Source organism: Halomonas sp. 3F2F (assembly GCF_014897805.1).
GTDB lineage: Bacteria > Pseudomonadota > Gammaproteobacteria > Pseudomonadales > Halomonadaceae > Vreelandella.
On record NZ_JABUZE010000170.1, the window covers coordinates 14,329 to 38,578 of the forward strand.

21 protein-coding genes, 1 pseudogene and 1 riboswitch are annotated in these 24,250 nt (G+C 52.0%); of the genes and pseudogenes, 7 read left to right on the plus strand and 15 right to left on the minus strand.

Annotated elements, in window-relative coordinates:
- Nucleotides 1–34: 34 nt before the first annotated feature.
- The 3 genes and pseudogenes from INT21_RS17215 to INT21_RS17225 form a co-directional block, all read right to left on the minus strand.
- Nucleotides 35–993: pseudogene (locus INT21_RS17215) on the minus strand (magnesium transporter CorA family protein).
- A 34-nt stretch (nucleotides 994–1,027) separates the two neighbouring features.
- A complete protein-coding gene (locus INT21_RS17220) occupies nucleotides 1,028–2,416 on the minus strand; it encodes a sodium:solute symporter (protein WP_193085523.1) in 1,389 nt (462 codons plus the stop codon).
- Nucleotides 2,406–2,513, minus strand: a riboswitch (TPP riboswitch). Its footprint overlaps the gene before it by 11 nt.
- A gap of 99 nt (nucleotides 2,514–2,612) precedes the next feature.
- Entirely contained in the window at nucleotides 2,613–3,194 is a 582-nt protein-coding gene (locus INT21_RS17225; protein WP_193085524.1) for a peroxidase-related enzyme, read from the minus strand.
- 199 nt (nucleotides 3,195–3,393) lie between these two features.
- On the opposite strand from INT21_RS17225, the gene INT21_RS17230 reads away from it, so the two are divergent.
- Nucleotides 3,394–4,089 (plus strand): hypothetical protein, encoded by a 696-nt coding sequence (locus INT21_RS17230; RefSeq protein ID WP_193085525.1) that lies wholly within the window; start codon nucleotides 3,394–3,396, stop codon nucleotides 4,087–4,089.
- 49 nt (nucleotides 4,090–4,138) lie between these two features.
- Here the strand turns inward: INT21_RS17230 and INT21_RS17235 are convergent, their stop codons facing one another.
- From INT21_RS17235 to INT21_RS17255, 5 genes are all read right to left on the minus strand, one after another.
- Entirely contained in the window at nucleotides 4,139–5,638 is a 1,500-nt protein-coding gene (locus tag INT21_RS17235) for a CoA-acylating methylmalonate-semialdehyde dehydrogenase (protein ID WP_089039493.1), read from the minus strand.
- Between the two features lie 217 nt (nucleotides 5,639–5,855).
- A complete protein-coding gene (locus INT21_RS17240; RefSeq protein ID WP_089039494.1) occupies nucleotides 5,856–7,121 on the minus strand; it encodes a TRAP transporter large permease in 1,266 nt (421 codons plus the stop codon).
- Between the two features lie 28 nt (nucleotides 7,122–7,149).
- Complete coding sequence (locus tag INT21_RS17245; protein WP_193085526.1) at nucleotides 7,150–7,713, minus strand: TRAP transporter small permease; 564 nt, start codon at nucleotides 7,711–7,713, stop codon at nucleotides 7,150–7,152.
- Nucleotide 7,714: 1 nt separating this feature from the next.
- On the minus strand, nucleotides 7,715–8,701 hold the full coding sequence (locus tag INT21_RS17250; protein WP_193067969.1) for a TRAP transporter substrate-binding protein: 987 nt from the start codon (nucleotides 8,699–8,701) through the stop codon (nucleotides 7,715–7,717).
- A gap of 127 nt (nucleotides 8,702–8,828) precedes the next feature.
- Nucleotides 8,829–9,536 carry a DUF3581 family protein gene (locus INT21_RS17255; protein ID WP_193085527.1) on the minus strand — a complete coding sequence of 236 codons (708 nt, stop codon included), beginning with the start codon at nucleotides 9,534–9,536 and terminating at the stop codon, nucleotides 8,829–8,831.
- A 107-nt stretch (nucleotides 9,537–9,643) separates the two neighbouring features.
- Between INT21_RS17255 and INT21_RS17260 the strand changes: the two genes are divergently transcribed.
- A complete protein-coding gene (locus INT21_RS17260) occupies nucleotides 9,644–12,607 on the plus strand; it encodes a hypothetical protein (protein WP_193085528.1) in 2,964 nt (987 codons plus the stop codon).
- Between the two features lie 87 nt (nucleotides 12,608–12,694).
- Here INT21_RS17260 and INT21_RS17265 read toward each other — a convergent pair whose 3' ends face one another.
- Entirely contained in the window at nucleotides 12,695–13,411 is a 717-nt protein-coding gene (locus INT21_RS17265; RefSeq protein WP_193085529.1) for a trimeric intracellular cation channel family protein, read from the minus strand.
- A 179-nt stretch (nucleotides 13,412–13,590) separates the two neighbouring features.
- Between INT21_RS17265 and INT21_RS17270 the strand changes: the two genes are divergently transcribed.
- The 3 genes from INT21_RS17270 (at nucleotide 13,591) to INT21_RS17280 (ending at nucleotide 17,245) form a co-directional block, all read left to right on the plus strand.
- Nucleotides 13,591–14,085, plus strand: a complete 495-nt coding sequence (locus INT21_RS17270; RefSeq protein ID WP_193060215.1) for an NfeD family protein — start codon at nucleotides 13,591–13,593, stop codon at nucleotides 14,083–14,085.
- Between the two features lie 14 nt (nucleotides 14,086–14,099).
- Nucleotides 14,100–15,149, plus strand: coding sequence for an SPFH domain-containing protein (locus INT21_RS17275; RefSeq protein WP_193085536.1), 1,050 nt, complete (start codon nucleotides 14,100–14,102; stop codon nucleotides 15,147–15,149).
- A gap of 296 nt (nucleotides 15,150–15,445) precedes the next feature.
- Nucleotides 15,446–17,245, plus strand: coding sequence for a GGDEF domain-containing protein (locus INT21_RS17280; RefSeq protein ID WP_193085530.1), 1,800 nt, complete (start codon nucleotides 15,446–15,448; stop codon nucleotides 17,243–17,245).
- 18 nt (nucleotides 17,246–17,263) lie between these two features.
- On the opposite strand, the gene INT21_RS17285 is transcribed toward INT21_RS17280, so the two are convergent.
- From INT21_RS17285 to INT21_RS17300, 4 genes are all read right to left on the minus strand, one after another.
- Nucleotides 17,264–18,616: a DUF2252 domain-containing protein gene (locus tag INT21_RS17285; RefSeq protein ID WP_193085531.1), complete on the minus strand. Its 1,353-nt coding sequence runs from the start codon at nucleotides 18,614–18,616 to the stop codon at nucleotides 17,264–17,266.
- 81 nt (nucleotides 18,617–18,697) lie between these two features.
- Nucleotides 18,698–19,078: a DUF1294 domain-containing protein gene (locus INT21_RS17290; protein ID WP_193060218.1), complete on the minus strand. Its 381-nt coding sequence runs from the start codon at nucleotides 19,076–19,078 to the stop codon at nucleotides 18,698–18,700.
- A 30-nt stretch (nucleotides 19,079–19,108) separates the two neighbouring features.
- Nucleotides 19,109–19,804 carry a 5,6-dimethylbenzimidazole synthase gene (bluB, locus tag INT21_RS17295; protein WP_193060219.1) on the minus strand — a complete coding sequence of 232 codons (696 nt, stop codon included), beginning with the start codon at nucleotides 19,802–19,804 and terminating at the stop codon, nucleotides 19,109–19,111.
- A gap of 197 nt (nucleotides 19,805–20,001) precedes the next feature.
- Nucleotides 20,002–20,637, minus strand: coding sequence for a glutathione S-transferase family protein (locus tag INT21_RS17300; protein WP_193085532.1), 636 nt, complete (start codon nucleotides 20,635–20,637; stop codon nucleotides 20,002–20,004).
- Nucleotides 20,638–20,825: 188 nt separating this feature from the next.
- On the opposite strand from INT21_RS17300, the gene INT21_RS17305 reads away from it, so the two are divergent.
- Nucleotides 20,826–21,803 (plus strand): helix-turn-helix transcriptional regulator, encoded by a 978-nt coding sequence (locus tag INT21_RS17305; RefSeq protein WP_193085533.1) that lies wholly within the window; start codon nucleotides 20,826–20,828, stop codon nucleotides 21,801–21,803.
- An 8-nt stretch (nucleotides 21,804–21,811) separates the two neighbouring features.
- Here the strand turns inward: INT21_RS17305 and INT21_RS17310 are convergent, their stop codons facing one another.
- A complete protein-coding gene (locus INT21_RS17310; protein ID WP_193085534.1) occupies nucleotides 21,812–22,567 on the minus strand; it encodes an NAD(P)H-dependent oxidoreductase in 756 nt (251 codons plus the stop codon).
- A gap of 88 nt (nucleotides 22,568–22,655) precedes the next feature.
- Here INT21_RS17310 and INT21_RS17315 point away from each other — a divergent pair, with 88 nt between their 5' ends.
- Nucleotides 22,656–23,552 (plus strand): LysR family transcriptional regulator, encoded by an 897-nt coding sequence (locus tag INT21_RS17315; RefSeq protein WP_193085535.1) that lies wholly within the window; start codon nucleotides 22,656–22,658, stop codon nucleotides 23,550–23,552.
- A gap of 25 nt (nucleotides 23,553–23,577) precedes the next feature.
- On the opposite strand, the gene INT21_RS17320 is transcribed toward INT21_RS17315, so the two are convergent.
- Nucleotides 23,578–24,219 (minus strand): LysR substrate-binding domain-containing protein, encoded by a 642-nt coding sequence (locus INT21_RS17320; RefSeq protein WP_193085537.1) that lies wholly within the window; start codon nucleotides 24,217–24,219, stop codon nucleotides 23,578–23,580.
- Between the last annotated feature and the right edge of the window lie 31 nt (nucleotides 24,220–24,250).

Here is a 24,250-nt window from a genome sequence, read left to right on the forward strand (position 1 = left end):
CAACTTTTCGCTACCAGCGATCATCTGGCTCAGTTTAAAACCAGTTTTTACGCTTAAATAACCAAATTAAACAACCTCCGATACCCAGCATGGCTCCCCAAACAAAAAAGTATCCGTACTGATAGCGCAGCTCTGGCATGTACTCAAAGTTCATGCCGTAAATACCGGCAATAAACGTCAGTGGCACAAATATGGCAGTAATCACCGTTAATACGCGCATGGTGATATTTAGCTGATGAGAGGAAATCGAAATGTAACCATCAATGAGATCACCGCAAATGTCGTAATACATTTGTGTCAGTGTATATAGGCGCTCAAAGCGCTCCTCTACATCCGTGATGGCATGCAGTGTTTCACTTTCTCCACGAGGCAGATGGGCATAGTCATAGGCAGTAAGCTCTTGGGTAATGCCTTTGTGGTAGCTAAAAATACGGCGCATCTTTACCAATCGTGAACGATAGGCGGTGATTTTCCGCATCAGCACATCATTACCAGCCTCTAAAAGCTCATCTTCTATATCGCTTAGCTCACTCTCAAACTCCAGTAAGCTATCGATGTAGAAGCCTGCCGAGATGTACATAATTTTCAGCGCGACACGCTCGGGAGATAGCGCCAGCAGTGTTTTTCCGTGCTCACTAAAGAGCCGTTCAATACTAAGCGCCTCACCGGCGTGCAGCGTGATTAGAAAACGCTCTCCAATAAAGAGGCACACCTGCTGAGGCACAAAGTTTAGCTGAGCATCAAACGATGAAATACCTCGGTAAATAATCAGGGTATGGTGCTCAAACTCTTCAATTTTCGGCGGATGGCGCTCTTTGTGGGCATCTTGAATTGCCATTGGATGACAATCAAAACGCTCCAATAGCTGGCCTCAGGCTCACCTTTCATGTCTATCCATAGGTGGCTACCGGGCGTCGTTTGCCAGTCATCGATGAGGCGTTCATCGCCTTCGCACACATCGCCTTCTGATGTCGTTAGCAGGCTGCGAATCATGATCGTCCCTGTTAATTTGGCTCACGGCTTAACGTTACGGCCTAACGCTTCGTCGATTAGGCAGGTATGCCAGTGTAACGCTGACGACAATAGACGCCAGTAACGCCCCTAGAAAAGGCCCTAACGTTGGGATACTGCCTGGAAAGGTAGCCGCCATAATGCCAGCCGTAACGCTTCCCTGGCTTAGCCACCCCGGCAGTATTGCCCCTGCTAATCCAGCCATGCCGCCACCAATCGCCGCCACTGGCGTCATACGTTGCCACAGGCCAAGCAGCACAGGCACCACGATGGCAGCGCAAAGTAAGTCGGCTATCAAGAAGAGCCGTAGAACTGACAATCCTTGCAGGGCAATAAATACCACCGGCACCATCATTGCGACCGTTATCCAACGTGCGGTCGTTAAAGATGTTGCATGTCGTTCACCGCCACGCCCGACTATCAGCGACGCTATACCGTTTTGCAGCGTATCGACACTTGAGGTCACTAGCGTGACTGCCAACACCAATGCAGGTAACGCCACCCAGGCAGGCGCATCTGTTAACAGCGCAAAGAAAGGAATAGGTGGCTCTCCCAAAGCAACACCGCTCATGGCGGCCATGATGCCGACACCGCCGATCACCATCACAACCAGTACGGTCAGCCCGCCGCCTAGCCAAGCACCGCGGCCTAAGCTCTGGTCATCCTGAGCAGCCCACACACGCTGCCAATAGCCTTGATGAAAAAGATTGGCGGCGGTCACCGCAATCACAAGCGTCAGGGCAACACTCAGCGCGCTTGCGATAGGAATAGAGGGCATGACGGCGTCATTCGGCATGGCTGGTAGCCGCCAAATCGCAACGCTACCCACAGCCAATAACAGGGCTAGCAAAAGCCATGCCTGCCAGCGATCCGTTGCGAGGCTTGCGCGCAACCCACCAATCACCGTATACACCAAGGTAGTGAGCGCAACGCCAATAATCACTAGTGCAGGTGGCACATCGGAAAGCAGTGCGGTAATAGCACCTATCGCCGTCAGTTCCGCTGCTAAAAAACAGCCCATGTAGGCTACGGACACCAGCAGCACCCAATGACGCACCCCCTTGCCGTAACAAGCGTGGGCGAATTCGGCAATGCTTCTGCCTTCTGGCAATGCGCGACGAATTTTTGGTCCGTACAACCCCAACACGATAAACGGCAGCGCAGAGCCAATGGCATAGCCTGCCAACGCTAACGGACCAACAAAGGCACCAATTTCAGGCGGCGCAAACAGAATCCAGGCGCCCATTCCCGAGGCTAAAAAGGAGAATCCAAGCGTGGAAGCGGTTTGCGAGTTCCGCGCCGTGACATAGTCATCAAGCGATCCCTGCACATGACGTGCACGCAGGCCCAGAAAAGCAAAACAGAATAGCGCCGCACCAAGTACGGCTGACGTTAGGTAAGGCATGTCGCACTTCCTCCGCCGGTATGAACCGGATCAGGTTCCAGGGTCTGCGCAGTGCGCATTCTCAGCCCAACAGCTGCGGGCTCCCCTGGCGACAGTGAATGGAGACGCTATCCTCGGTGAAAGCGGCTCGTTAGTAAAGGCTGGGCGTTAGTAAAATTTATCCGTGGGTAACGCCTAGATGTGCGTCTGTATCCTGCTAACGCGGTAGGCGGCCCATCAAATAAAACTCCTCATTGGGGGGCGTACCCGTCATGGTAACTAATCGATTCGACATGCCGAAAAAAGCAGCAATGGCGCCAATATCCCAACAGTCCTCTAGCGTAAAACCTACTTTCTCTAATGCTGTTTGCCACGTGGCAGAGAACTCCCCAACTTCAATCCCGCAGTGCAATGCAAAATCCAGCATGACACGATGGCGTTCGCTTAGCCCTGCCGCTAGATGATTGATAGCGACATTGTCAGCAACTAAAGGGTCTTTACTATAAATTCTCAATAGCGCGCCATGGGCAACAACACAATAGAGACAACGATTGCGAGCACTGGTAGCCACAACAATCATCTCTTTTTCAGCTTTAGTCAGCGTGTCGGATTCACGTTCCATCAAAGCATCGTGATAAGCAAAAAAAGCGCGAAACTCCTCAGGGCGATGCGCCAGCATTAAGAACACATTGGGCACAAATCCCGCCTTGCTTTGCACTTTTAATATTGCATCGCGAACATCGTCAGGCAGTTCATCCAGCGTTTCTGGGACACGGAAACGGCTAAGTCGATTAGTCATCGTTACACCTCATTTGCTGATTAAGCTTTAAATTTTTGTTTTGATTAAACAATCATGCTGTTGGATAACGCGCTTCAGTAACAAAACACTAAACAAAGTGACTTTCAATCGTGGCTAACGCTGTCCATACTCTCAACTATTCAATGACCTATAAGCCGTGCAGTAAATGCATCAAACGGCAATTAACAGGGACACCAAAATGCATTATTCCGAAGCCAAAGAGCATACGCCTGGGCACTTGCATACTCTTTTTGCCGACCCTTATTGCGCGTTTAAAAACGACACCGATGAGCGTCAGCTGCATATCCGGATAATGCTGCACACCCTTCTGGCACTGCCTATGCATCACGCGCGTGCCACGCTCCGGGTTATCCATGGCTGGGAAAACGGCGGCTTCGAGCCAAGTGATCTAAAGCACAAGGACTTCCCGCTTGCCTCTTTAGATGATTTCCACCGAGTGGTTAACGAGGTCTCCCCTAACCCTCAAGAACACGAGGCGTCGTTAAGCGCTAGCACGCCGCTCCTCTCAGCACCACTGGCGAGCATATTCGCCAACGCAGAAGCCGATGGCATCATCGTTTCTGACACGCTGCGCAGCACACCTGCCCGCTGGCCTGCTTTGAAAGGCGGTTTAGCCATTTATACGCTCTTCAAAATGTATCATCGCTTAGTTTATGGCGAAGATGACAACTACCGCTGCTCTCAGTGTGAAACGCCCGATGGCCTGCATGAGCTACATGAGTTTCATCTTGAAGAAGGCGAATTTGCACTGTTAGTTCCTCACAGCACAACAGCGCAAATGACCACTCCCACCATTCTCGTTATGCACGCCAGCCAGCTTGGCCCTATCGGCCAGCTCTTAAAAAGAAGCCTGCCGTTATTTCAGATCACATAAGTTGAAACGGTCAAAGCCCCGCTTAGTGCGGGGCTTCTCCATGGTGCAGTTAGCTCAACGAAATAGTGCTATTAATACCGCTAGATACATTTTCTGGTTCGAACCAGCGGGCAGTGACCGTTTTGGTCTGCGTCCAGAAGGTAATTGCCTGCTTGCCATTCGGCCCCAAGTCGCCAAGCTTGGAAGCTCGCGAACCCGTAAAACTGAAGTACGCGACGGGTACAGGAATCGGCACGTTGATACCAATCTGGCCTACGTCGATATCCGTTTCAAAGCGCCGTGCTACCCAGCCTGAGTTGGTAAAGATCGACGTACCGTTGCCGTTAGGGTTAGCGTTGATAAACGCAATCGCGTCATCCAGCGTCTCCACACTGACCACGCATAGCACGGGGCCAAAAATTTCTTCCCGGTACACCGTCATATCAGCGGTCACATCGGCAAACAGAGTTGGGCCAACAAAGTTGCCGTTTGGATAGCCCTCTACCGTGCAACCACGGCCGTCCACCAGCAGCTTAGCGCCCTCTTTCTCACCCGCTGAAATCAGGCGTTCAACGCGCTCTTTCGCTTGTGGTGAGACAAGCGGCCCTAGGTCTGCATCGCGCTGAGTGCCAGGACCGACTTTCATGCTGCGCGCGCCTTCCTCAATATCTTTCAGCCACTCTCGCGCTTCACCTACTAGCACGACAACCGAGTTAGCCATGCAGCGCTGGCCAGCAGCACCAAACGCCGAGCCGAGTAGGCTATCAATCGCCTGACTGCGGTTGGCATCCGGCATCACAACGCAGTGGTTCTTAGCTCCCATCATCGACTGCATGCGCTTTCCAGCGGCGGCGGCACGGTTGTAAAGCAAGGAACCCACATGGGTCGAGCCAATAAACGAAAGCGCTTTAATATCCTGATGGTCGGCGATTTGGTTGGCAACATCAGGACCGCCATGAACCACGTTTAGAACGCCGGCGGGGACGCCCGCCTCATGGGCAAGTTCAACCAGTCGCATGGTGGAACTGGGGTCTTGCTCAGACGGTTTTAGGACAAAGGTATTTCCCGTTGCAATGGCAAGCGGGAACATAAAACAGGGCAGCATAATCGGGAAGTTGAAGGCGGTAATACCTGCGCCAACGCCCAACGGCTGGTGCATGGTGTAAACATCGACTTCATTAGCGGCGTTTTCCGCCAGTTCACCCAACTGCAGCGACGTAATTGAACAAGCGTGTTCCACGACTTCTAAACCGCGCCCTACTTCACCTTCAGCGTCAGGCAGGGTTTTACCGTGCTCTTCGGTAATTAGTGCGGCTAATTCAGCCGTATTTTCGCGTATCAGTGCCTGTAGTTTCAGCATGATGCGCATGCGCTTGCCAAGCGGCACTTTACGCCACCCTTTAAAAGCTGTTTTAGCGCTGGCAATCGCACGTTCCACCTCTTCGGCGGTACAGAATGGTACGCGGGCAACCACTTCCTGAGTCGCAGGATTGACTACATCACGCCAATCCTGGCTTTGTGACATGACTGGCTGGCCATCGATATACATAGGGATTTCACGAACGGACATGACTTCCTTCCTCAACGTTGTGTTTGTTATGAGACGCAAAGATGAACTCTAGGGTATATCAGTAAGTTGACGTAAACGTCAATTAGCCACTTGATAAAGAGTTAGCCAACTCAGCGCTGAGTAAGCAGCCTAGGACTGATGTTCCGCCATTAAAAGGCATCATAAACGCCGTGGAGAACATCAATTCTGCTAGAAGTTGAAATGGGTGTGATAGCGATTAACGCTGGATAAGCCCATTGGTTAACCACGGCAACCAAGCGAGAAGCACAAGGGTCACTAGCGTTGCTAGCAAAAACGGCAGCAGCGAGCGAAATATTTTAAGCGGCGACGCGCCGGTCATTGAGGAAGCGATAAACAGCCCTGCCCCTACGGGGGGCGTTAACAACCCCATTACCAGGGTTAAACACACCACTACACCAAACTGATAGGGGCTAATAGCGAACTGGCTTTGGGCAATGGGCATTAAAATCGGCACCACTAAGATTAGCGCCGCAATGCCATCAATCACCATTCCCACTAACAGCAGTGCGCCAATCACCAGTAGCAAGAACACGAAGGGGTCGCTGGTCAACGCGGCAATCCATGCGGCGGCCATTTGCGGAAGCTGCTCATAAATCACCACCCAGCCAAACACGCCAGCGGCGGCAATCAACATAATGACCAACCCAGCATTAATCGCTGTGCGCGTTAGCACTTGGGGCAACTGGCTTAAACGCAGGTCACCGTAGACAAAGCGGCCCATGATTAAAGCCGCTAGAGAGGCCAGCGCAGCCGACTCGGTTGGGGTGGCAACCCCCCACAAAATACCGCCAATAATGATCACTGGAATGAGCAGTGCTGGCAGCCCCCAAAGCAGGTCATGAAGCGCCTGAGAGCGAGTAGGCCACTGGCCTTTAGGGTATTGCTGAACCAAGCCTACCAAGGCAATCACTATAAAAAAGCTTGTTCCCAAGAGCAGCCCCGGCAGCAACCCCGCAATAAACATTTCCGCAATAGGCACTTGGGCCATGACGCCAAACAACACAAACAGCATGGAAGGTGGAATAATCGGCGACAGTAGCCCACCCGCGGCGGTAATCGCTGCGCTGTAGGATTTGTCGTAACCTTCCTGCTCCATTGCTGGCACCATCGCACGGGACATAATGGCGATTTGCGAGGCTGCCGAACCAATAATCGCCGCCATCATCATGTTGGCCACTAAATTGATATAGGCGAGACCACCGCGAAATCCTCCTACTAAAATGCGCGCTAGAGCGATTAAACGGCGGGTTAAACCGCCTTCATTCATTAATTCGCCCGCCAACATAAATAACGGAATCGCCAGTAATCCATAGCTTTCAATGGCGCTAAACAGCTGCTGTGGATACGAATCAAACAACACCGTATTGCCTGACATCTGGATATACCACATGGCAGTCAATGCCAGCACTAGCGCAATGGGCACAGCGCCGAGCAACAGCAGCAAGAAAACAGCAATCGTCATAAACGTACCGTCAATAGGGTAAGCAGGGTTAGCGTAGCGTTTTGGCGGTGGGTGCTTGGGTCGGCGTTCGCCACTGTTTGAGTGACTGGATAAGATTCGCCCAGCCATGCAGGCTAAGGGAAAATGCAAACCACGGCACAATTAACCACGCCCAGAATTTTTTAATGCCAAGCGTGGAAGTGTTTTCAGCGTAAATAAAATTGAATGTTTGCCCTTGAAAAGCACGGGTATCAAACCCTGCTTGCACCAGTGCAAGGGGCTGATACCAACGCCAACAAAGCCACGCTAACAGCAGGGCAAATAGCAGCACCATGGCATCTACCCAGACACCTATCAGTTTCCGGCCGGTTTGCGGTAGCAGATCACTCAGCAACGTGACCGCTATCCCCTGGCGGCGTTTAAACACCGTGGCGGCTATCAAAAAGGTCATCCAGATCATGGCATAAATCGCCAGCTCGCTAATCCAGTAAAGCGGGCTACCTAGCGCGCGAAACGCAATATTGGTGAGAATCAGACAGGTAACCGCCGCCGCTAAAGCAGCGGCGGCAATCTCTTCACAGCGTGCAAGCCCTGATGAAAAACGTTGCAGCATATTACTCGTCACGTAACCGGTCAGCTTCGGCGCGTAACGTTTCTAACATAGGTGCCTTAGGCGCCCAGATGTTTTCCCACTGTGCAATGGCGTCAGAGAAAAACTCAGCATCCGCTTCAACGATGTTGATATCCAAGGCGCGAATTTCCTCTTCCTGAGCGGCATCCTTCTCTTCAAAACCCACCAGCACGTTCTCTAGATGCTCAGCCATCGCAGTATCAATCAGCTCACGATCTTGTTCAGAAAGATCGCGCCATACTCTCCCAGACACGACGCCCACCATAGGGAACATCATATGGTTAGAAATCAGCAGGTTTTCTGCCTGCTCGTAGAATTTCAAAATCAAAATAGAGTCGAAATCCATATCAATGGCATCGACCTGACCGTTAGCCAGCGCGTCATATACTTCTAATAGCGGCATGGGTGCAGGGGCAGCACCAGTAGCCGTATAGAAATCACGAATCGGCTCGAAAGGGGTAATACGTAAACGCTGCCCCTGCAGATCGTCGGCGCTTTCAATAGGGTCACGACTGAGCACTTGGCGCATGCCTACCATGCCGTAGCCAACGCCAATTAAGCCGACTTCTTGTGGCATTAATTCGAGTAGTTCCCCAGCCGCGTCAGAACGCAACAGCCGTGCCGCGTGATTAACGTCATCGACCAAGTAAGGCGCGTATAGTGCGCCAAAGTCTGGAATACGGTTGGAAATTTCGGCAATCGTCAAGAAAGCCATATCTAACGCGCCGGTTTGCAGCTGCTGAACCATTTGCGCTTCATTGCCAAGCTGCTGAGCTGGAAAAACACTAACGCTATGCTCACCACCAGAGCGCTCGTTCAGTGTTTGGGCAAAGGCTTCTGCCTCGGTAGACCATAGATGTTGTGCAGGCGTGATAAGACCGAGACGAAAATCCCGCGCCTGAGCACTCATGGCTGAAACGGCGAGCGTAGCTGCTGCGCAGGCAAGCGTAAGCGTTTTGATACGATTCATGCAAAGCCTCTTGTATTCAGCGGAAGCGCCTAAAGCGCTTCGCGCGTTTTTTTAATTGATAGGCTTTGAGAATACCTTAGCGTTAGCGTTAATGGCACCCGCCATTACGCTAACGCAACGACACCACCTACACTGCTTCGTAAGCCGCCTTTAAGCGGTAGAATTCATCAACAATCGCTGCCATTTCAGTTGCGTTGTACTCACATAAGCCGCTAACCACTAATTTCTTCGAGCCTACCCCAACCGCTTCTCCAGCAGACTCAATCGAGAACTCAAGCAAGGCATCAGCACGCTTACCCTGAACCTCTAACGAGGAGCTTGTTAGGGCTAAGTTCGGCGAGAAACCATCTAGACGCTCTAAGGAAAACCCCATGCTGTCGTAAATAACCAAGGGCCGCTTGGGGTTAAACATTACCCCATGCTGCTCCATCAAAGGCTTTAAGTAGTGAGGAAAATTCTTACCTGAAAACGCCACATAGCAGCGGGCAAACGCTTCAACAGCCGCTTCATCGTGAGTTACCTCTCCGCCACGCGTCACCTGCAGGTAGCACTTGCCGCCTTCATCACAGACAAGTAGATCACCATTCGCTTCTTCACTAAACTTGAGAGGAGTGTCAGCTCCCACCATATTGGTGAAGCGAAATTCCATTTGTCGCGACAACCCAAACTTCACCAGCACCAGCGTAAATAGCAGGTCTCCAGGTACGCAAAAACGGCGCGCATCTGGATTGTGAATCGGGTTGTAATCGCCGGCCACGCCTTTGGCGAAACGGCTGGCCTGCTCAGCAGAGATCACAACATACTCTCCGCGTTGCGCGTAAAAATCCTTGAACATGGCTTTGCTGCCTGCCTAGCGTTGAAATCGAAAACCCATTACGGCCCCACGACGCGCATAATGCCATAAAACACGCGCCGACAGGAGTCATCTGCAAGGAAGCCCGTATGCCAAAAGAGAGCCCTAGGTCAAAACGTCTACTCCGCCTCCTGATAATCACGCTGTTAAGCGCTTTGGTAGCGACATTAGTATGGGTATTTGGCAGCACTTGGCTGCTAAATAGTCAATGGCTACCCAAACGGCTGTCTCAGATTGAGGGAGTCGAAGTGCACTGGACAAATGCAAACAGCCTGCACCCTGGGCGCTGGGAGGTAGAGAACCTCTACTTAGCGCGGGAAGACAGCAGCTTACCGATATCCGTTGAAGCCCAACGTGCAACGCTTTCGCTGTCGTTACTAGCACTTCTGCGCGGCGAGCTGCACATACAGTCACTCGATGCCAACGGGCTTCGCCGCTTGACCATAGGCGATATTGCTCTCGAGGCACAAGGCCAACTGCAGGTGGCGGATACCCAGCTAAGTCGCGCTGCATTAGCCGTTCCAAGTGTGTCGCTGGATATCAGCCAAGGTCACCTAATACGCCTTAGCGACCAAGCCTCGTTAGTACAAAATATCCAGTTACGCGCAGATGCCTCCCTGGGCAGTGTTACTACCGCGCAAATTCCCCGCGAAGAGCTCACCGCTGAACTGCTCAGCGCCCTGTCTGCACAACTGACCATCGCGGCGCAGGCAGATGCTTGGGATGTATTTATGCCCTACCTAGAAGCGCTGCCCTGGCTGACACTTGATGGTCACGGCAACTTAACGGGTGAACTTAACCTAAGCGATGGCAAGCTACAGCGTGGTAGCGAGCTAACCTTAAATGCCCCCGAATTGCGCTTAGCGGTGAACGAACAGCGCCTGCAACCCCGCGAAACAGACAACCTGCGTTGGTTGGTTGCAGAAACACCGCCTCCGCTCCACACCGCCATTGGTGAAGGCGCCGTGCGTTTGGCGGTAGAAGACAATAAGCTCAACTTTTCAACGCAACTCATCAATGTCGTCTTGGCGGATACCCACCCTTATGCCACCAATACGCAACTTCACCTAGCGACCAGCATGCCCAATCAACGCCTAGACCAGCTAGACCTGCCCACTGGCGCCTCGCTGGAACTACAGGGCGACGTCACGCGTCTGGACATGCTTGATCGCTATCTGGCACACACCTTTGACGGCCAAGGGGTTCGGCTTGAAGGTAACGGTCAAATTGAAGCTAGCGTGACGCTACGTGACGCCAAGCCTTATGACGCCTTTTTAGCGATTCAAGCACCAACACTTGCGGCTAATTTAGTTGATTTCACGGCTCAAGGAAGCGGCTCGTTGGCCGCACAACTGTCGAACGAAGAGACGATAGACGCGACTCTCACCTTCACTGACGCCACCCTTAGTCACCATCAGCGAACGTTGATGGCGGACGCGGCCATTACGTTGAATGCGCTTAGCCCACTGAACCCAGCGCTAGCGCGAGAAAACGCCACTGCCCGCCTAACCTGGCAGTCCGCGCGGTTACCCGACATTAGCGTGTTACAAACTTATCTTAAAGCCGCCCTGCCCGACCCTGCCCCATTGCAATTGCTTAGCGGCCAAGCGACTAGCCGTGGGCAGCTCGACTTCACCACCGATCAAATGCGCGGTGAGATCTTTTTAACAGGAGAGCAACTAGCCACCCGCTGGCAACACACTGAACAGAACGGCGTACTGGAAAGCGACGCACAGCTTAGGTTAACCATTCGCCAAGCTGCTCTTGATGGCACAAGGCTTGATATCAGCGGATCACGTCTGCGCTGGCAAGTGGCGGATACGCAGTCTACCAATGAGCGTTTAGAGAGTATTTTAGTGCTCAATGACGGCCGTTTTCAGCGCAGCGACAGTAACGGTGAGGAAGATAAACCGCTCAGTGGTGAGTTTTCACTCGAAGGTAGCGTTCAGCGACTGGGGTTCTTAAATACCTTTCTACCCGACGCCCATGGCTTGGCAATTGCGGGTAACGGCCAACTGTTCGCTCAAGGGACTTTTGGTAATGACCGTTTACTTGCCCCCACCCGCCTACGAGTGAATGCCAACCAGCTTGATGTGGCATTTTTAGATTACGTTGCTACTGGGCGCGGCGAACTCACCGCCCAGCTCGACACGTCTGAGCAGGCCCAGCTGTCGTTAGGCATTCCACACTTTGCACTTATGCGCCAGGGTGATGGCCGCCCCCATTTGGAAGGCCGCCACTTTGCCCTCACAACCGAAACTGAACGTTTCAGTGATGTGCTGGAGACGCCAGAGCCCGATTTCTTCACTACTCGCATCGCACTGCCTATTACGGAGGTGCCCGACTTCACCCGCTATAACCGCTACCTACCTGAAAATGCCGGGGTTACCTTATTGGGCGGCCAAGCTAGCCTAACCAGCGAATGGCTGCTGGAGGGGCTTACCGCCCAGGGAGACATGACACTACGTGCATTTGGTGCTGAACTAGCGCTACTTGATCAACAGCTTAAGGGCGATATTGAACTGCATTTGCAACTCACCGAAGGTGATTTAGAAACACGCCGCTTCAACGCCAATGACTCGTTTCTGCGTCTTGAAAACGTCTTTCGGCAAAGCTCGGAAGGCACACAGGATGCTGGCTGGTGGGTGCAGCTCACGATGGAAGAAGCACAACTTGAGTGGGATGATCCTATTCGTTTAACCAGCCAACTGCGCCTTGGCATGCGCGACACTGGGCTATTGGCCCGGCTCTTTCTCGCCCGCGCCAGACAAAGTGATTGGCTGGGACGGTTATTAAACGTGCATGACATTAACGGTAGCGCGCAGCTGCAGATCAACGGCGAACGCATACGCCTACATGATCTCACGCTTAGCGGCGGACCGCTTTTACTGCTTTCCGATGTCACCTTGGCTGAAAAAAGCGCCAATGGCGCGCTCTATGCACACCTTGGCGCATTAGGGATAGGTGTAGAGCTGATCGACAGCGAACCCTCGTTAAAGGTACTGCAACCAAGACGCTGGTTTGATCGCTGGCGAGAAGCAAATGCATTTTGAAAGTGAACGAAAGAGAAGATAGCGACGAAAAAAGAAAAGAATAAGCGCGCCTTCCTTTAGCGTTATAGCGAAAGGAAGGCCACCCAGCTAACGTTTTTTACGCTCTCGCCGGATCATGCGTACCCGCTCTTTAGCTTTCTGAGGGGTTGATAGCGGTGCCGAAGCCTCATCTTGCGTTTTCGGTGGTAGCGTAACCCAGGCAAATACCGGTAGCGCCAGGCGCCAGTGAATCGCCGCTAGGCGCAACCCGAGTGTCGCCGTTAATGCAGCGGCAATCGCAACGGTTAGCGGCGCCTCTAATGCATCGAACGCCACATACACAATGCCACCCGCCAAGGCGGCCGTTGCGTAGATCTCTTCACGGAGCACCATGGGTACCCGCTGGGCTAACACATCACGGATCATGCCACCCGCCACGCCAGTCATCATGCCCATTAACACCGCCACAACGCCTGAGGTGCCCAGCAACAGTGCTTTATGGGTGCCGATGACAGTAAATAGTGCCAGCCCGAACGCATCCGCAACGGGCAGAAAGCCGCGAGAAAGGCGATGAATATAGTGAAACCCCACCAAAGACACGCCGACTGTGGCTAATATCACCCACAAATAGGTCGGATCAGTCACCCAGAATACCGGACGAACACCCAGTACCAAATCCCTGAGTGTGCCGCCGCCAATGCCAGTCACCGCCGCCAGTACTAGCATACCGAAGGGATCCATTCGCGAACGACAGGCTAAAATCACACCTGACAAGGCGAATACGATGACACCCGCCATATCCAACCAGTAAATCACACCCGACACACGACTCTCCTTGGAGACATGCTTAGTAAGACAAGTAGGATAGCACTCCAATGCGTACTTAGGTCATCGCGTAGAGAATGAGACCACTAAACAGTGGCTGTTACGCAGTACACAGGCCAATATACGCTGAGTAGGTTACGCTAGTGGACAGCTTCATCCATAGACAGCAAGGAACACACATGGACTGGAACCCTGCTTATACTTGGCTGGTGATTGCCCTGCTGCTAAGTCTCGCAGAATTGACGTCTGGCGCAATGTTACTGCTTGCGCTGGGAATTGCTGCGGCGCTCACCGCTGCGGTAACTGCACTAGGGTTATCGCTGCCGTGGCAGTTACTTAGTATGGGGATTTTCGCGGGTGTCTTAGTGCCTTTAGGCGTTATGGTTATTCGTCCGCGCTTTTCGCCAAAAGGTGTGGCCTACGGCACGACCGGCACGGGCGTTGAAAAAGGTAATCATTACAAAACACTGGTTCGCGACTTTGACAACGCCACCGGCATTAAAGTGAACGGCGATTTCTACCGTTTGCGTGTCATTGAGAGCGGTGATACCAACTTGCCGCCAGGCACCCGAGTCATCTTTAAGCGCTTTGAAGGTACGACGGCCTTAGTGACGCTGACACCTCCAGATAACGCTAGCCCTCAGGATGCAATTTCCCCACGCAAGGAGCCATAAGCATGAATAACCTCATGGATTTATCAATTAGCCCAGGCCTGCTCATCAGTCTGATTATTGTCGTTATTGGCGTACTCATCATCTCGAAAGGATTGGTCATTGTTCGCCAGTCAGAAGTGATGGTGATTGAACGATTAGGCTCCTTTCATCGCGTACTTGAAAGCGGCATCAACATCATTATTCCGTTTATTGAACAACCACGTGCGATCACAATGCTGCGCTATCGCAAAATGGGTGAAGATTACACAGCGATTACCAGCGATGAAACACGCATCGACCGCCGTGAAACGGTCATGGACTTTCCTGGCCAGCCGGTCGTCACCACGGATAACGTCACGGTGAGAATCAATGGTGCGCTTTACTATCAAATTATCGACCCTAAACGAGCTGTCTATGAAGTAGAGAATATGAGCCAAGCCGTCGAGGTGCTGGCTAAAACCACGCTTCGCTCAGTGGTCGGTAAAATGGAGCTAGATAAACTGTTTGAGTCTCGTGCCGAAGTTAACAATGAAATCCAGGCAGCGATGGAAGAGCCCGCTTCCAAATGGGGTGTCAAAATCTCCCGGGTAGAGGTGCAGGATATCGCCATGCCAGAAGAGGTAGAGTCTGCGATGCGCCTGCAGATGGCCGCTGAACGTAAACGCCGCGCAACAGTGACAGAGGCAGAAGGTGAAAAGTCTGCGGCCATTGCAATGGCTCAAGGACAGCGTGAGTCGGCCATTCTTAACGCCCAGGGTGATAAAGAGTCGGCGATTTTACGCGCTCAAGGTGAGCAGGAATCCATCAAACTCGTGCTTAGTGCCATCGGCGATAGCGAAGAGAACAAGCGCACCGTAGTGGGTTACCTACTTGGTCAAAGCTATATCAAAGGGCTGCCCAACATGGCGAAAGACGGTGAGCGGGTATTCGTACCTTACGAGTCCTCTGCTCTACTGGGGTCAATGGGCATGTTCCGTGAAATGGCAGGATCACCTGAAGATACCGTCGCCAACCATCTCAAAAATCGCAACAGCAGCGAGAGCAGTTTGCGCAGCGGCATCGTCGGCGGCGCCGCATCCACTTAAAAAGTATGATTTTAATAATACTGCGCTAGTTACTATTTCTACCAATTACTTCTATCAGCTATTTCTATCAGCGACGCAAAACCTACCAAGGCTGGGCCAACAGGGGCCCAGCTCCCCCTGTCACTCTCTAGAAACATTTAGTAACGTTGACGAAACTACCATCGCCTTCGGCATATTTTTAGTTAAACTGGGAAAAATCTTTGCTGCTTGCCTCATGTGCGCCTCAATCAACTCGCAGGCTTTGATTGAAGTACTTACTAGAAGAAGGATCATAATCAGGAGATTAGACGTTCATCATGCTGCCTCGTTGGCTTGCCATACGTCATTACACTCAGTTGCTCCTAATACTGACCACGCTTGTGATGCTTCCAAGTGGGCTTTGCGCTGCTTACCCGCCACAACCCCTGCCAAGTTGGGAGTATCGCTGGGGCGACTCTCCGCAGGATTCAAATAACCGCTTTCTATGGCTACACAGCAACCCAAGCGATTGGCAGGCGATTGATTCTCCATTTAACCCGCCTGGCCGCGAGGGGCGCGAACATCTCTGGTTACGCACAACGCTGCCCGCCGGAGACTGGAACGATCCCGTTCTCTTTATCACTAGCATGAATCTTATCGGACAGGTTTATCTAGGTGACAACCTTATTTACCAATACGGTGAGTTTGACGCTCAGGGTAAGGGGAGTTTTGCAGGTTGGCCCTGGCATATGATCGACTTACCCGATAATGCTGCCGGGCAACAACTCACTTTTCGCTTCTACTCTGACTACACCAGCATTGGTCTATGGGGCCAAGTGCAAGTGATGGAACGTAGTGATGTACTCAATCAGGTTATTTACGACTCCGCTCAAGACCTTGGCGTGAGTGCACTGGTGTTGGTGCTAGCCATTCTGGCAACTATTTTCGCGTTGATAGGGCCGCAACGCCAAGGCTTTGGTGCCATTGCGCTGTTTGCCTATGCGTCAGGGTTGATGTTGCTTGCTGAAACCCCTGCTCGCCAGCTAATTTCCGAGTGCGCTCTGGGCTGGGACATGTTGCGAGCAGGCAGCTACTACACACTGCCAGTGGCATTAGGCTTATTGCTCAGCGACTGGCTGAAAGGCACGGCCAAACGCTGGATCACACGGCTATGGGTTACCCATCTGCTATACCTCGTTTTCGCCATGGGGTTAGTTCTGTTGGGCGTGATCAGCCTTTCGCTTACTTTCCCCATCTTTGATGTCATGCTAGCCATCTCGCTCCCTGTCATGTTGGTGCTAGCACTCATACGCTTTCAATGGCTGAATGTGGAACAGCGGCTACTAGTGGTGAGCTTTACTTTTTTCACCCCACTGCTGTTAGCCGACATGGCCGTTGCCCATGGTTTTATAGCCTGGCGCAGCGTGCCATTAAGCTATGGCACATTAGCTTTCGCAGTCGCTAACGCTGCTATTTTTCTGTGGCACTATCGCCATACTCAACAACAACTTGCCCTTGCAAATGAAACTCTTGAGCAACAAGTAGCGTCCCGTACCGCTGATCTTGACCGACTCGTTCAGGAGTTAGATAGCCTATCCCGCAAAGATCCATTGACGGGCCTGCATAATCGTCGTCACTTCGACTCAGCATTTGAGCACCAGTGCCAGCGAGTACGACAGCCTACCAGCCAACTCTCTGTACTTATGCTGGATGTGGACTATTTCAAACAGATCAACGACGATTTTGGTCATGATGCAGGAGACACTGTACTGGTGGAAATTGCACAGTTGCTGCGACAGCATCTACGCGATCTCGACGTCATCTGTCGTTTTGGAGGGGAGGAGTTTGTTGCCTTGCTGCCTGCCACATCGCGAACTGTTGCCGAATCCAGAGCAAAAGCACTGCTAATATCCATCTCGCAAACGGCATTTGCTCATCAGGGTATACCGCTTCGGCAGATCACGCTTTCCTGCGGGGTGGCCACTTACCCTGATCACACCCAAGACCCCAGGAAATTGCTACGACTTGCCGACGAGGCACTTTATCAAGCAAAACACAGCGGGCGAAACCGCTGTGTTGTTTGGGAAGACTCTCTTGAAGATCAAGGCTTTTTATTCGGTAAACGGCAAACACTATGACGTTAATGGCGTAGCTTGTTAAGCAGAATCTGCCTTCAAAAAGTGCTCTACGAACACCTTATAGTCCTGGGATACGCAGTCGGCATAGGCAATTGCCAGGGTCGTCACTACCTCAATAAACTGCGCTTCGCGACCTTCTAAACGTTGGCATACCGCGTTGGCAAAGGGTGCTGACTGACCACGGTGAAGCGCCTGAGCACCGCGCAAATGTTCACGTGCGAGAATTTCACCCCATTGGCGCGCTAATTTCCGGTAAGACTTCCCCCCTGAAAGCTTGTGAGTAGGCACATCTTTTTTAAACGGAGAGCGCTCCCGAACCGAAAACACTTTGCCATTCATGGTCAGCCAACCCAAGTAGGCATCGGGGTGCTCGGCAATGGCATGAAATGCCGCTGCATGGCGAATGCCTTCATTAGGAAATAGCTTTCGCCACGCCTGTTGCTGGGCTTTATTCATTAATCCATAAGCTTCCGGTGTTACTTGTTCTTTAACATCTAATATAACGTCGTCGTGTTCATGATCCGCGCCACCCTCAATCAAAACATAATAACGCTCTACACCTAACGACCCCGTTCCCGCATCAAGGCGGCGAACGGTGTCTTTGACACGAAAGTGTTTTGGGTCACTCTCTTTGATCGGGTGCTGTAGCGTCTGTTGATACTCTTGCTCAATCAAACGGCGTAGCTGGCTAGCGACATCTGCTGGTAAGTTCGCAAGTTTCCCAGAGCGCTCAGCGAACATGCGCCCTTTCTGACTATCGAGGGTTGTCCATTTTTCCAGCATACGCGCCCGACTCTGCTTATCAGCGACGTTGCCCATGAAAGCCTTCAGTGGTCCCTTGGCGCTATCCAGAGTCACCGCCTCAATGGGCTGCTCTTTAGCCAGCGTATCTTTTTCATTAGTTTCTTGGCTATAAACAGCTAGCGTATGGATATACCCCTCTAACAGCTTTCTCAGCGCTTTATCCGTCGCTTTAGAACTTAACGCGGCGTTTTCACGACTATCCAGTACCACGCTGATCGCCAGCCGCCATACATCGTATTGATAGTCACCTATCAACGCGTCATCGAAGTCATCCATACCGTAGCGCACTTGGTCATCATGGTGACCATAAGCGCCGAAGTTATAAACGTGCGCATCGCCTTGAAGCCACGTTTGGGTATTAGGCCATCCACCGAATAGCGCAAAGCGCCAGTCGTGCCAAACGTCTTGCCAATACAAGTGATTAGTTCCACGAAAGAATCGGTAGGGAGACACGGCCATTTTGGCGTACTTTGCTTGGCGGTGCGCTGCATTGAGCGGCGCATTCACCTGCTGAATTGCCTCAATCACTTGTTGTGGGCGGTTATGCCCGGTTAGTGCATGGCTCATCGCGTTGCCTTTATCGGTGCGTAAAAAGCAGTCTGCTATTAGCGTAGGAGATAAACGTTAACAGAATAAGTCATTCACAAATTATGCCCATGCCCAGCTAACTAGCGCCGCCAGGTTGATCAGCACCGTCATCCAGAATACACGCCTGAAAGCGCGCTTTTGTGTTTTGTGGCGAAGCCATTGCTGTGCAACCATTGCCCCTGGCCAGCCGCCCAATAGTGACAACACATGCAAGGTATTTTCGGAAATCCGCTGCGCGTTTTTTTGTGCAGCGGATTTATCTACCGCATAAGTAAGACACATCACCACACTGACCGCTAGGTAGATGAACAGCAACCACATAGGTAGCTTTCCGCTGACGACCGCGGCGGCCAGTAGCGCAAAAAATGTCAGCGTTATGACCAGTGACCGCCCCACAGTGCCTTTCACGTGCCGAGGTGCGCTAGCCTTTCGATTCAACATGAGTGTGTTGCTCCTTTCCTTGAGCCGCGATTATTCTAAAGCAGTTAGAAGTGGGCTTTCTGTCAACGAACCGCCCCAGCCATCACAGTGCACCAATTCATTTAATGAAAGCCGAGAGCGCCACCCTTTTGCTTCCAGCTCGGGCTGATCTAAAAACTCGCTGACATAGCCAAGGCAAAGATAAGCCAATGGATAAACATGTTCAGGCAACTTCAACGCCGTACTCAGTTGATCTTGATCGAGAATACTCACCCAGCCAACGCCAATGCCCTCTGCCCGCGCTGCCAGCCAGAGGTTTTGCACGGCTAAACACGTGCTGAATAGATCGGTATCCACAATGCTATTGCGCCCTAGCACATGGGGGCCTCCCCGGCTGCGGTCACAAGTAATGCAGAGGTTAATCGGACTTTCTAAAATGCCTTGTAGTTTCAAGCCCTGGTAACGCTCCTTGCGTTCTCCCTCAAACCGCTCAGCGGCTTTTTGGTTTTCTCGCTCGAACATCGCCACTATCGCCGCCCTCACCTCGCGGCTTTCGATCACAATGAAATCCCAGGGCTGCATAAAGCCTACCGAGGGAGCGTGGTGGGCTGCCTTTAAAAGCTTGGCCAGAATCTCGGGGGCAATCGGGTCGGGTAAGAACTGTGAACGCACATCACGCCGTTCATAAATAGCGCGGTATAGCCCGCGCTTCTCAGCATCTGAAAAGTGGTGACTCGGGGTACTCATTGGGTGTAAGGCCTTTGATAATACAAATATAGGTGCAGCCTACCCCAGAACTTCGCTGCGTTCATGAATAGAGCAATACAGAGTTAGATTCCAAGCAGCGGTGAGTCAAACGATCTGGATTACACGCTATCAACTGTCGCCTATACGCTAAAGCCCCAGCCCGCCAACATCACCGGCCAGGGCGGTAACCCAGATCGTTAGAATGAAACAGGTTTCATTTTCGTAGCCAGCTCGTCATCTATTGCATTCGCGCGTTTAGCGGCAGGCCTGCTTTCCGTGCGTTCTATGTACTCTTTGAATACCTCTTTTGGCGCAATATTTTTCTGCATTATCCCCCACCAGAGATAGCTGCTGAGCACGATATCCGCTGCAGTGAATTGATCGCCACAGATATATGGCGACGTTTCCAGCACCTTTTCCAGGGTATTAATACTGTCGTCTATGCGGCCACAACCAACGGCCTGGGCGTTACTGTCATCAATGTTCCACCCATAGGCGACTGCACTGGTGGCCATTTCAAAGGGACCGGCCATGAAAAACAGCCAGCGATAGTAAGCACCGCGCTCAGGTGATTCCAGCGGCGGCGCTAGTTTTTTACTTGGAAACTGATCTGCAAGATAGGCAACGATGGCCGCCACCTCGGTGACGACGATGTTGCCATGCCTAATCGCCGGTATTTTACCCATGGGGTTAATGGCTAGGTATTCCTGGCTCTTCATCTCAGTGCCGTATTCCATGGTCTTTGTGACGTAGGAAATACCCAGTTCTTCTAGCATCCAGCGCACTACGCGGCCACGGGACATAGGGTGAGTGTAAAAAATTAGTTCTGACATGCTGATCTCCTTTTTCAGTCACTTCTTCAGTCAATGTTTCTTCCGTCAATGCTTCAGATGACGTGAGCTACTGCGAGATCAGGTTAATTTGTAAATAGGTGAGAACTTGTCCTATATAAACGCAATAATTTAATTTCTCTGCAATGCTTGAATTCAGGCTTCAAAACTCGTTCCAGGAGGAAGGCCGCATGGCGAACCCCACAACACGCGTGCTTGCTGTGCTTGAATTATTGCAGGCGCATGGACAGCTGGGTGGTGCCGAACTAGCGGAACGCCTCGGCGTCGACCGGCGCACCATCCGCCGTTACATGACGCTGCTGGAAGACATGGGCGTGCCGATTATGACCGAGCAGGGACGTTATGGCGGCTACCGATTAGTGGCTGGGTTTAAACTCCCCCCCATGATGTTTACCGACGAAGAGACCCTCGCTATATCCCTGGGGTTGCTAGCCGCCCACCAACTTGGCCTTACGGAGGCAGCACCCGCCATTGCCAGTGCTCAGGCGAAGCTGGAGCGTGTGATGCCTGCCAACCTTAAGAGTCGCATGCGGGGTGTCAGTGATACCACTCGGGTAATCCTACCTCGGGGTGCGCCCAGCCTTGACAACCGAGCCCTTGAAACACTGACCAAAGCCACAGAAAGCATGCGAACCGTGGGGCTTATCTACCACTCTCCACAGCAGGGACCGATAGCACGTAGGATTGATCCCTACGGCTTGGTTTTTCAGCTGGGACGCTGGTATGTCGCAGGTTTATGCCATTTGCGGGGGGCTATGCGGTCCTTTCGTCTGGATCGTATCAGCAATGTTCAGCTTCAGTGCGATACCTTTATCCGCCCAGCCAATTTCGATGCAGCAGATTTTTTAAGTGACAGTTTGTCGTCCTGGAGCCAACCCTATGAGGTGTCACTAATACTCCACACCGATCTCCCCACGGCTAATGCAGTATTCGGTTTCCAGGCTCTGTGCGCAAGCCACCTCGAACAGGTGGAAGGCGGTCTGCTCATCAATACTCAAACCGACAGCTTCGAATGGCTTGCCAGTTGGCTGGCACAGCTCCCGTTTCGGTTCACCATACTGCAGCCAACGGCGTTGAAGGATGCCTTGCGTGAACGAGCCAATGATTTACTGGCAAGTTGTGGACACTCCGTTAGCGACGCTAGTTAATAGCGAGATCAATTTAGTCGCCAGCGCAGCGGCGCTGTCTGGCCTAACACACCATCAGCGTCCCAATCATTCCAGCCCGTAAAGGGAATGGGTGACTCGGCATCCAAACTTACAACCCGGGAAGCCCAAGCTCCTTTACATGCCTCCAAGTGGCCAATGATTTCGGTCTCCTCTTGATAGCGAATACCACCGCCCTGGATGCCATAGCTAACCTGGGGAGCCAACACCTCAAAGCCAACGTAGTACAGCGATGAATGAATTGGCCATAACCAATGAACCATATTGCCAGCGCGGCCAAAGGGCTGAAACGCTTTTTCTGGTGAACCGGTGGTTACCGATAGCATTGCTCGCTTGCCACGATAGTAGCCGCGATCGTAACGCATGCGGCTTGTATAGCGTCCGCCATATACCAGCACACGATCAAACCAACCTTTCAGAATGGCGGGCTGGGCGTGCCACCATAAAGGAAATTGGAAGATCACCAAATCTGCCCACTCCAGCCGTGCCAGTTCCCTCTGAACATCCTGCGCCAAGGTATTTTGTTCGTAGTGAGCACGTTGCTCGTTAAGAGGGTAAAAATAGTTCTCATCCACTGCTTTGTGCGGATAGAGCTCAGTACGCTCCACTGGATCAAACCGCTCGGCATAGAGATCATCCACTTCGACGGAGTGCCAAGCATCTACTAGCTGTTTTACCGCGATATCCACTAAGCCGCCATTAAACGACTGGCGTTCAGGATGAGCCAAGACAACCAATACATTCATACTGCATCTCCCCTGTTGATTGGTTTGATGACAGACTAACCTGTTCATATACGATCAAACATTGGCTAAAAATAAGAGATAGGTTTGCATGAATGAACAGCAAATAAGATGGGACGACCTACAAATTGTGCTAGCGATTGCCGAAACAGGATCGCTATCCGGCGCCAGCCGAGCGCTACGTATCAGTCATGCCACCGTCTTTAGGCGTTTAAGTGATATGGAGCGGCGGTTGGGGGTGACTCTTTTCGAGCGCAGCCGCACAGGATATACACCGACCTTGGCGGGGGATGATTTGACCGCTTCAGCCAAACGCGTGCAGAGCGAAGTCAACGGCGCCGAGCGCCGCATTATTGGGCAGGATTTGACCCTCACCGGCAGCTTGCGAATTACCACCACTGACACACTTTTCGCAGGGCTACTCTCACCGCTACTGGCAAATTTTCGCCAGCACTACCCAGATATCACGCTGGAAGTGGTTATCTCCAACCAGCTTCAAAGTTTATCGCGGCGTGAGGCCGATATCGCTATTCGCCCTACCCGTAAGCCACCGGAAACCCTCGTAGGCCGCAGAGTAAGCGATATCAACCTGGCGATTTATGGACAAAAGGCGCTTTGGCAAGACGCCCCTCTTCTTCTAAACACTCCACTGCCGCTTAACCCAGTGTCACTACAAAAAGAAACCTGGATAGGCCCGGATGTTCATCTAGGCGATACAGCACTTGAAAAGTGGATGATGGATAAAAGCGCCGCCTACAAGCTAGACAGCATGTTGGGTATGCAATCAGCAGTCCGCCACGGGGCGGGAATTGCTGTACTCCCCTGCTATCTCGGTGATGCCGATGAAGCCCTCCTCAGGCTAAGCGCCCCCATTGAAGCGCTGACCACCCCACTATGGTTGCTCACCCACCCAGACTTACGCCATGTAGCCAGAGTACGCACGTTTATGGAAGCAATGGCAGAGGGAGTTCGCAACCAAGGACTCTAGCTCCGCACAGCGCTAATAGCGCTCACTATTGCGATTTCACCAACTCGGAAGTTGATCCAGACGCGAAGGGTATTTGAAAATTTTTAATTTCTTCAATTAACCAGTGTTTAAATGCCATAACGCGTGGATTTTCAATTTCAGCCGGATGTGACACTAGATAGTAAGCGAACTCGTGGCTACGCCAAGGCATAATCGCATGGATTTTCCGATCGAAAAGAAGCCGGCTGGCAATGGAGTGTCGACCAATACAAAGACCAAGACCACCAGCGCAGGCGGTTAAGGCTAGACTGCTATCAGAGAACTGTAATTTCTGTAGCGATGAAGGTAACTCAACTCCTACTTCACGCAACCAAGGTTGCCAAGTATTCCAGGGCTCTGTTGGGTGAACACTACTGTCTTCCAATAACAACTGCGAACGTAACAGACTCTCAGGACGAGTATCCTGTAGGCTGCTAATTAGGGTTGAAGGGGCAAGTATCGTCACGGCATCGCCCATCAGGTGTTCAGTATGAAGGTTGGGGTAGTCTCCTGTGCCAAAACGGATTCCGATATCAGCTTGATTATCGCGGAAACTCAATAACTCACTCTCACCACGTAACGTCAGCTCCAGCCCAGGGTAAAGAGCTTTTAAATTGCCTAGCCGTGGAATCAGCCAGTAAGTGGCTATTCAAAATTTATCGTGCGCTCAGACCCGTAGC

Bases quoted from the DNA above. Each gene is read 5' to 3' on its own strand.
- INT21_RS17220 (WP_193085523.1), bottom strand. From the start codon at position 2,416: ATGCCTTACCTAACGTCAGCCGTACTTGGTGCGGCGCTATTCTGTTTT.
- INT21_RS17225 (WP_193085524.1), bottom strand. From the start codon at position 3,194: ATGACTAATCGACTTAGCCGTTTCCGTGTCCCAGAAACGCTGGATGAA.
- INT21_RS17230 (WP_193085525.1), top strand. From the start codon at position 3,394: ATGCATTATTCCGAAGCCAAAGAGCATACGCCTGGGCACTTGCATACT.
- INT21_RS17235 (WP_089039493.1), bottom strand. From the start codon at position 5,638: ATGTCCGTTCGTGAAATCCCTATGTATATCGATGGCCAGCCAGTCATG.
- INT21_RS17240 (WP_089039494.1), bottom strand. From the start codon at position 7,121: ATGACGATTGCTGTTTTCTTGCTGCTGTTGCTCGGCGCTGTGCCCATT.
- INT21_RS17245 (WP_193085526.1), bottom strand. From the start codon at position 7,713: ATGCTGCAACGTTTTTCATCAGGGCTTGCACGCTGTGAAGAGATTGCC.
- INT21_RS17250 (WP_193067969.1), bottom strand. From the start codon at position 8,701: ATGAATCGTATCAAAACGCTTACGCTTGCCTGCGCAGCAGCTACGCTC.
- INT21_RS17255 (WP_193085527.1), bottom strand. From the start codon at position 9,536: ATGTTCAAGGATTTTTACGCGCAACGCGGAGAGTATGTTGTGATCTCT.
- INT21_RS17260 (WP_193085528.1), top strand. From the start codon at position 9,644: ATGCCAAAAGAGAGCCCTAGGTCAAAACGTCTACTCCGCCTCCTGATA.
- INT21_RS17270 (WP_193060215.1), top strand. From the start codon at position 13,591: ATGGACTGGAACCCTGCTTATACTTGGCTGGTGATTGCCCTGCTGCTA.
- INT21_RS17275 (WP_193085536.1), top strand. From the start codon at position 14,100: ATGGATTTATCAATTAGCCCAGGCCTGCTCATCAGTCTGATTATTGTC.
- INT21_RS17280 (WP_193085530.1), top strand. From the start codon at position 15,446: ATGCTGCCTCGTTGGCTTGCCATACGTCATTACACTCAGTTGCTCCTA.
- INT21_RS17285 (WP_193085531.1), bottom strand. From the start codon at position 18,616: ATGAGCCATGCACTAACCGGGCATAACCGCCCACAACAAGTGATTGAG.
- INT21_RS17290 (WP_193060218.1), bottom strand. From the start codon at position 19,078: ATGTTGAATCGAAAGGCTAGCGCACCTCGGCACGTGAAAGGCACTGTG.
- bluB (WP_193060219.1), bottom strand. From the start codon at position 19,804: ATGAGTACCCCGAGTCACCACTTTTCAGATGCTGAGAAGCGCGGGCTA.
- INT21_RS17300 (WP_193085532.1), bottom strand. From the start codon at position 20,637: ATGTCAGAACTAATTTTTTACACTCACCCTATGTCCCGTGGCCGCGTA.
- INT21_RS17305 (WP_193085533.1), top strand. From the start codon at position 20,826: ATGGCGAACCCCACAACACGCGTGCTTGCTGTGCTTGAATTATTGCAG.
- INT21_RS17310 (WP_193085534.1), bottom strand. From the start codon at position 22,567: ATGAATGTATTGGTTGTCTTGGCTCATCCTGAACGCCAGTCGTTTAAT.
- INT21_RS17315 (WP_193085535.1), top strand. From the start codon at position 22,656: ATGAATGAACAGCAAATAAGATGGGACGACCTACAAATTGTGCTAGCG.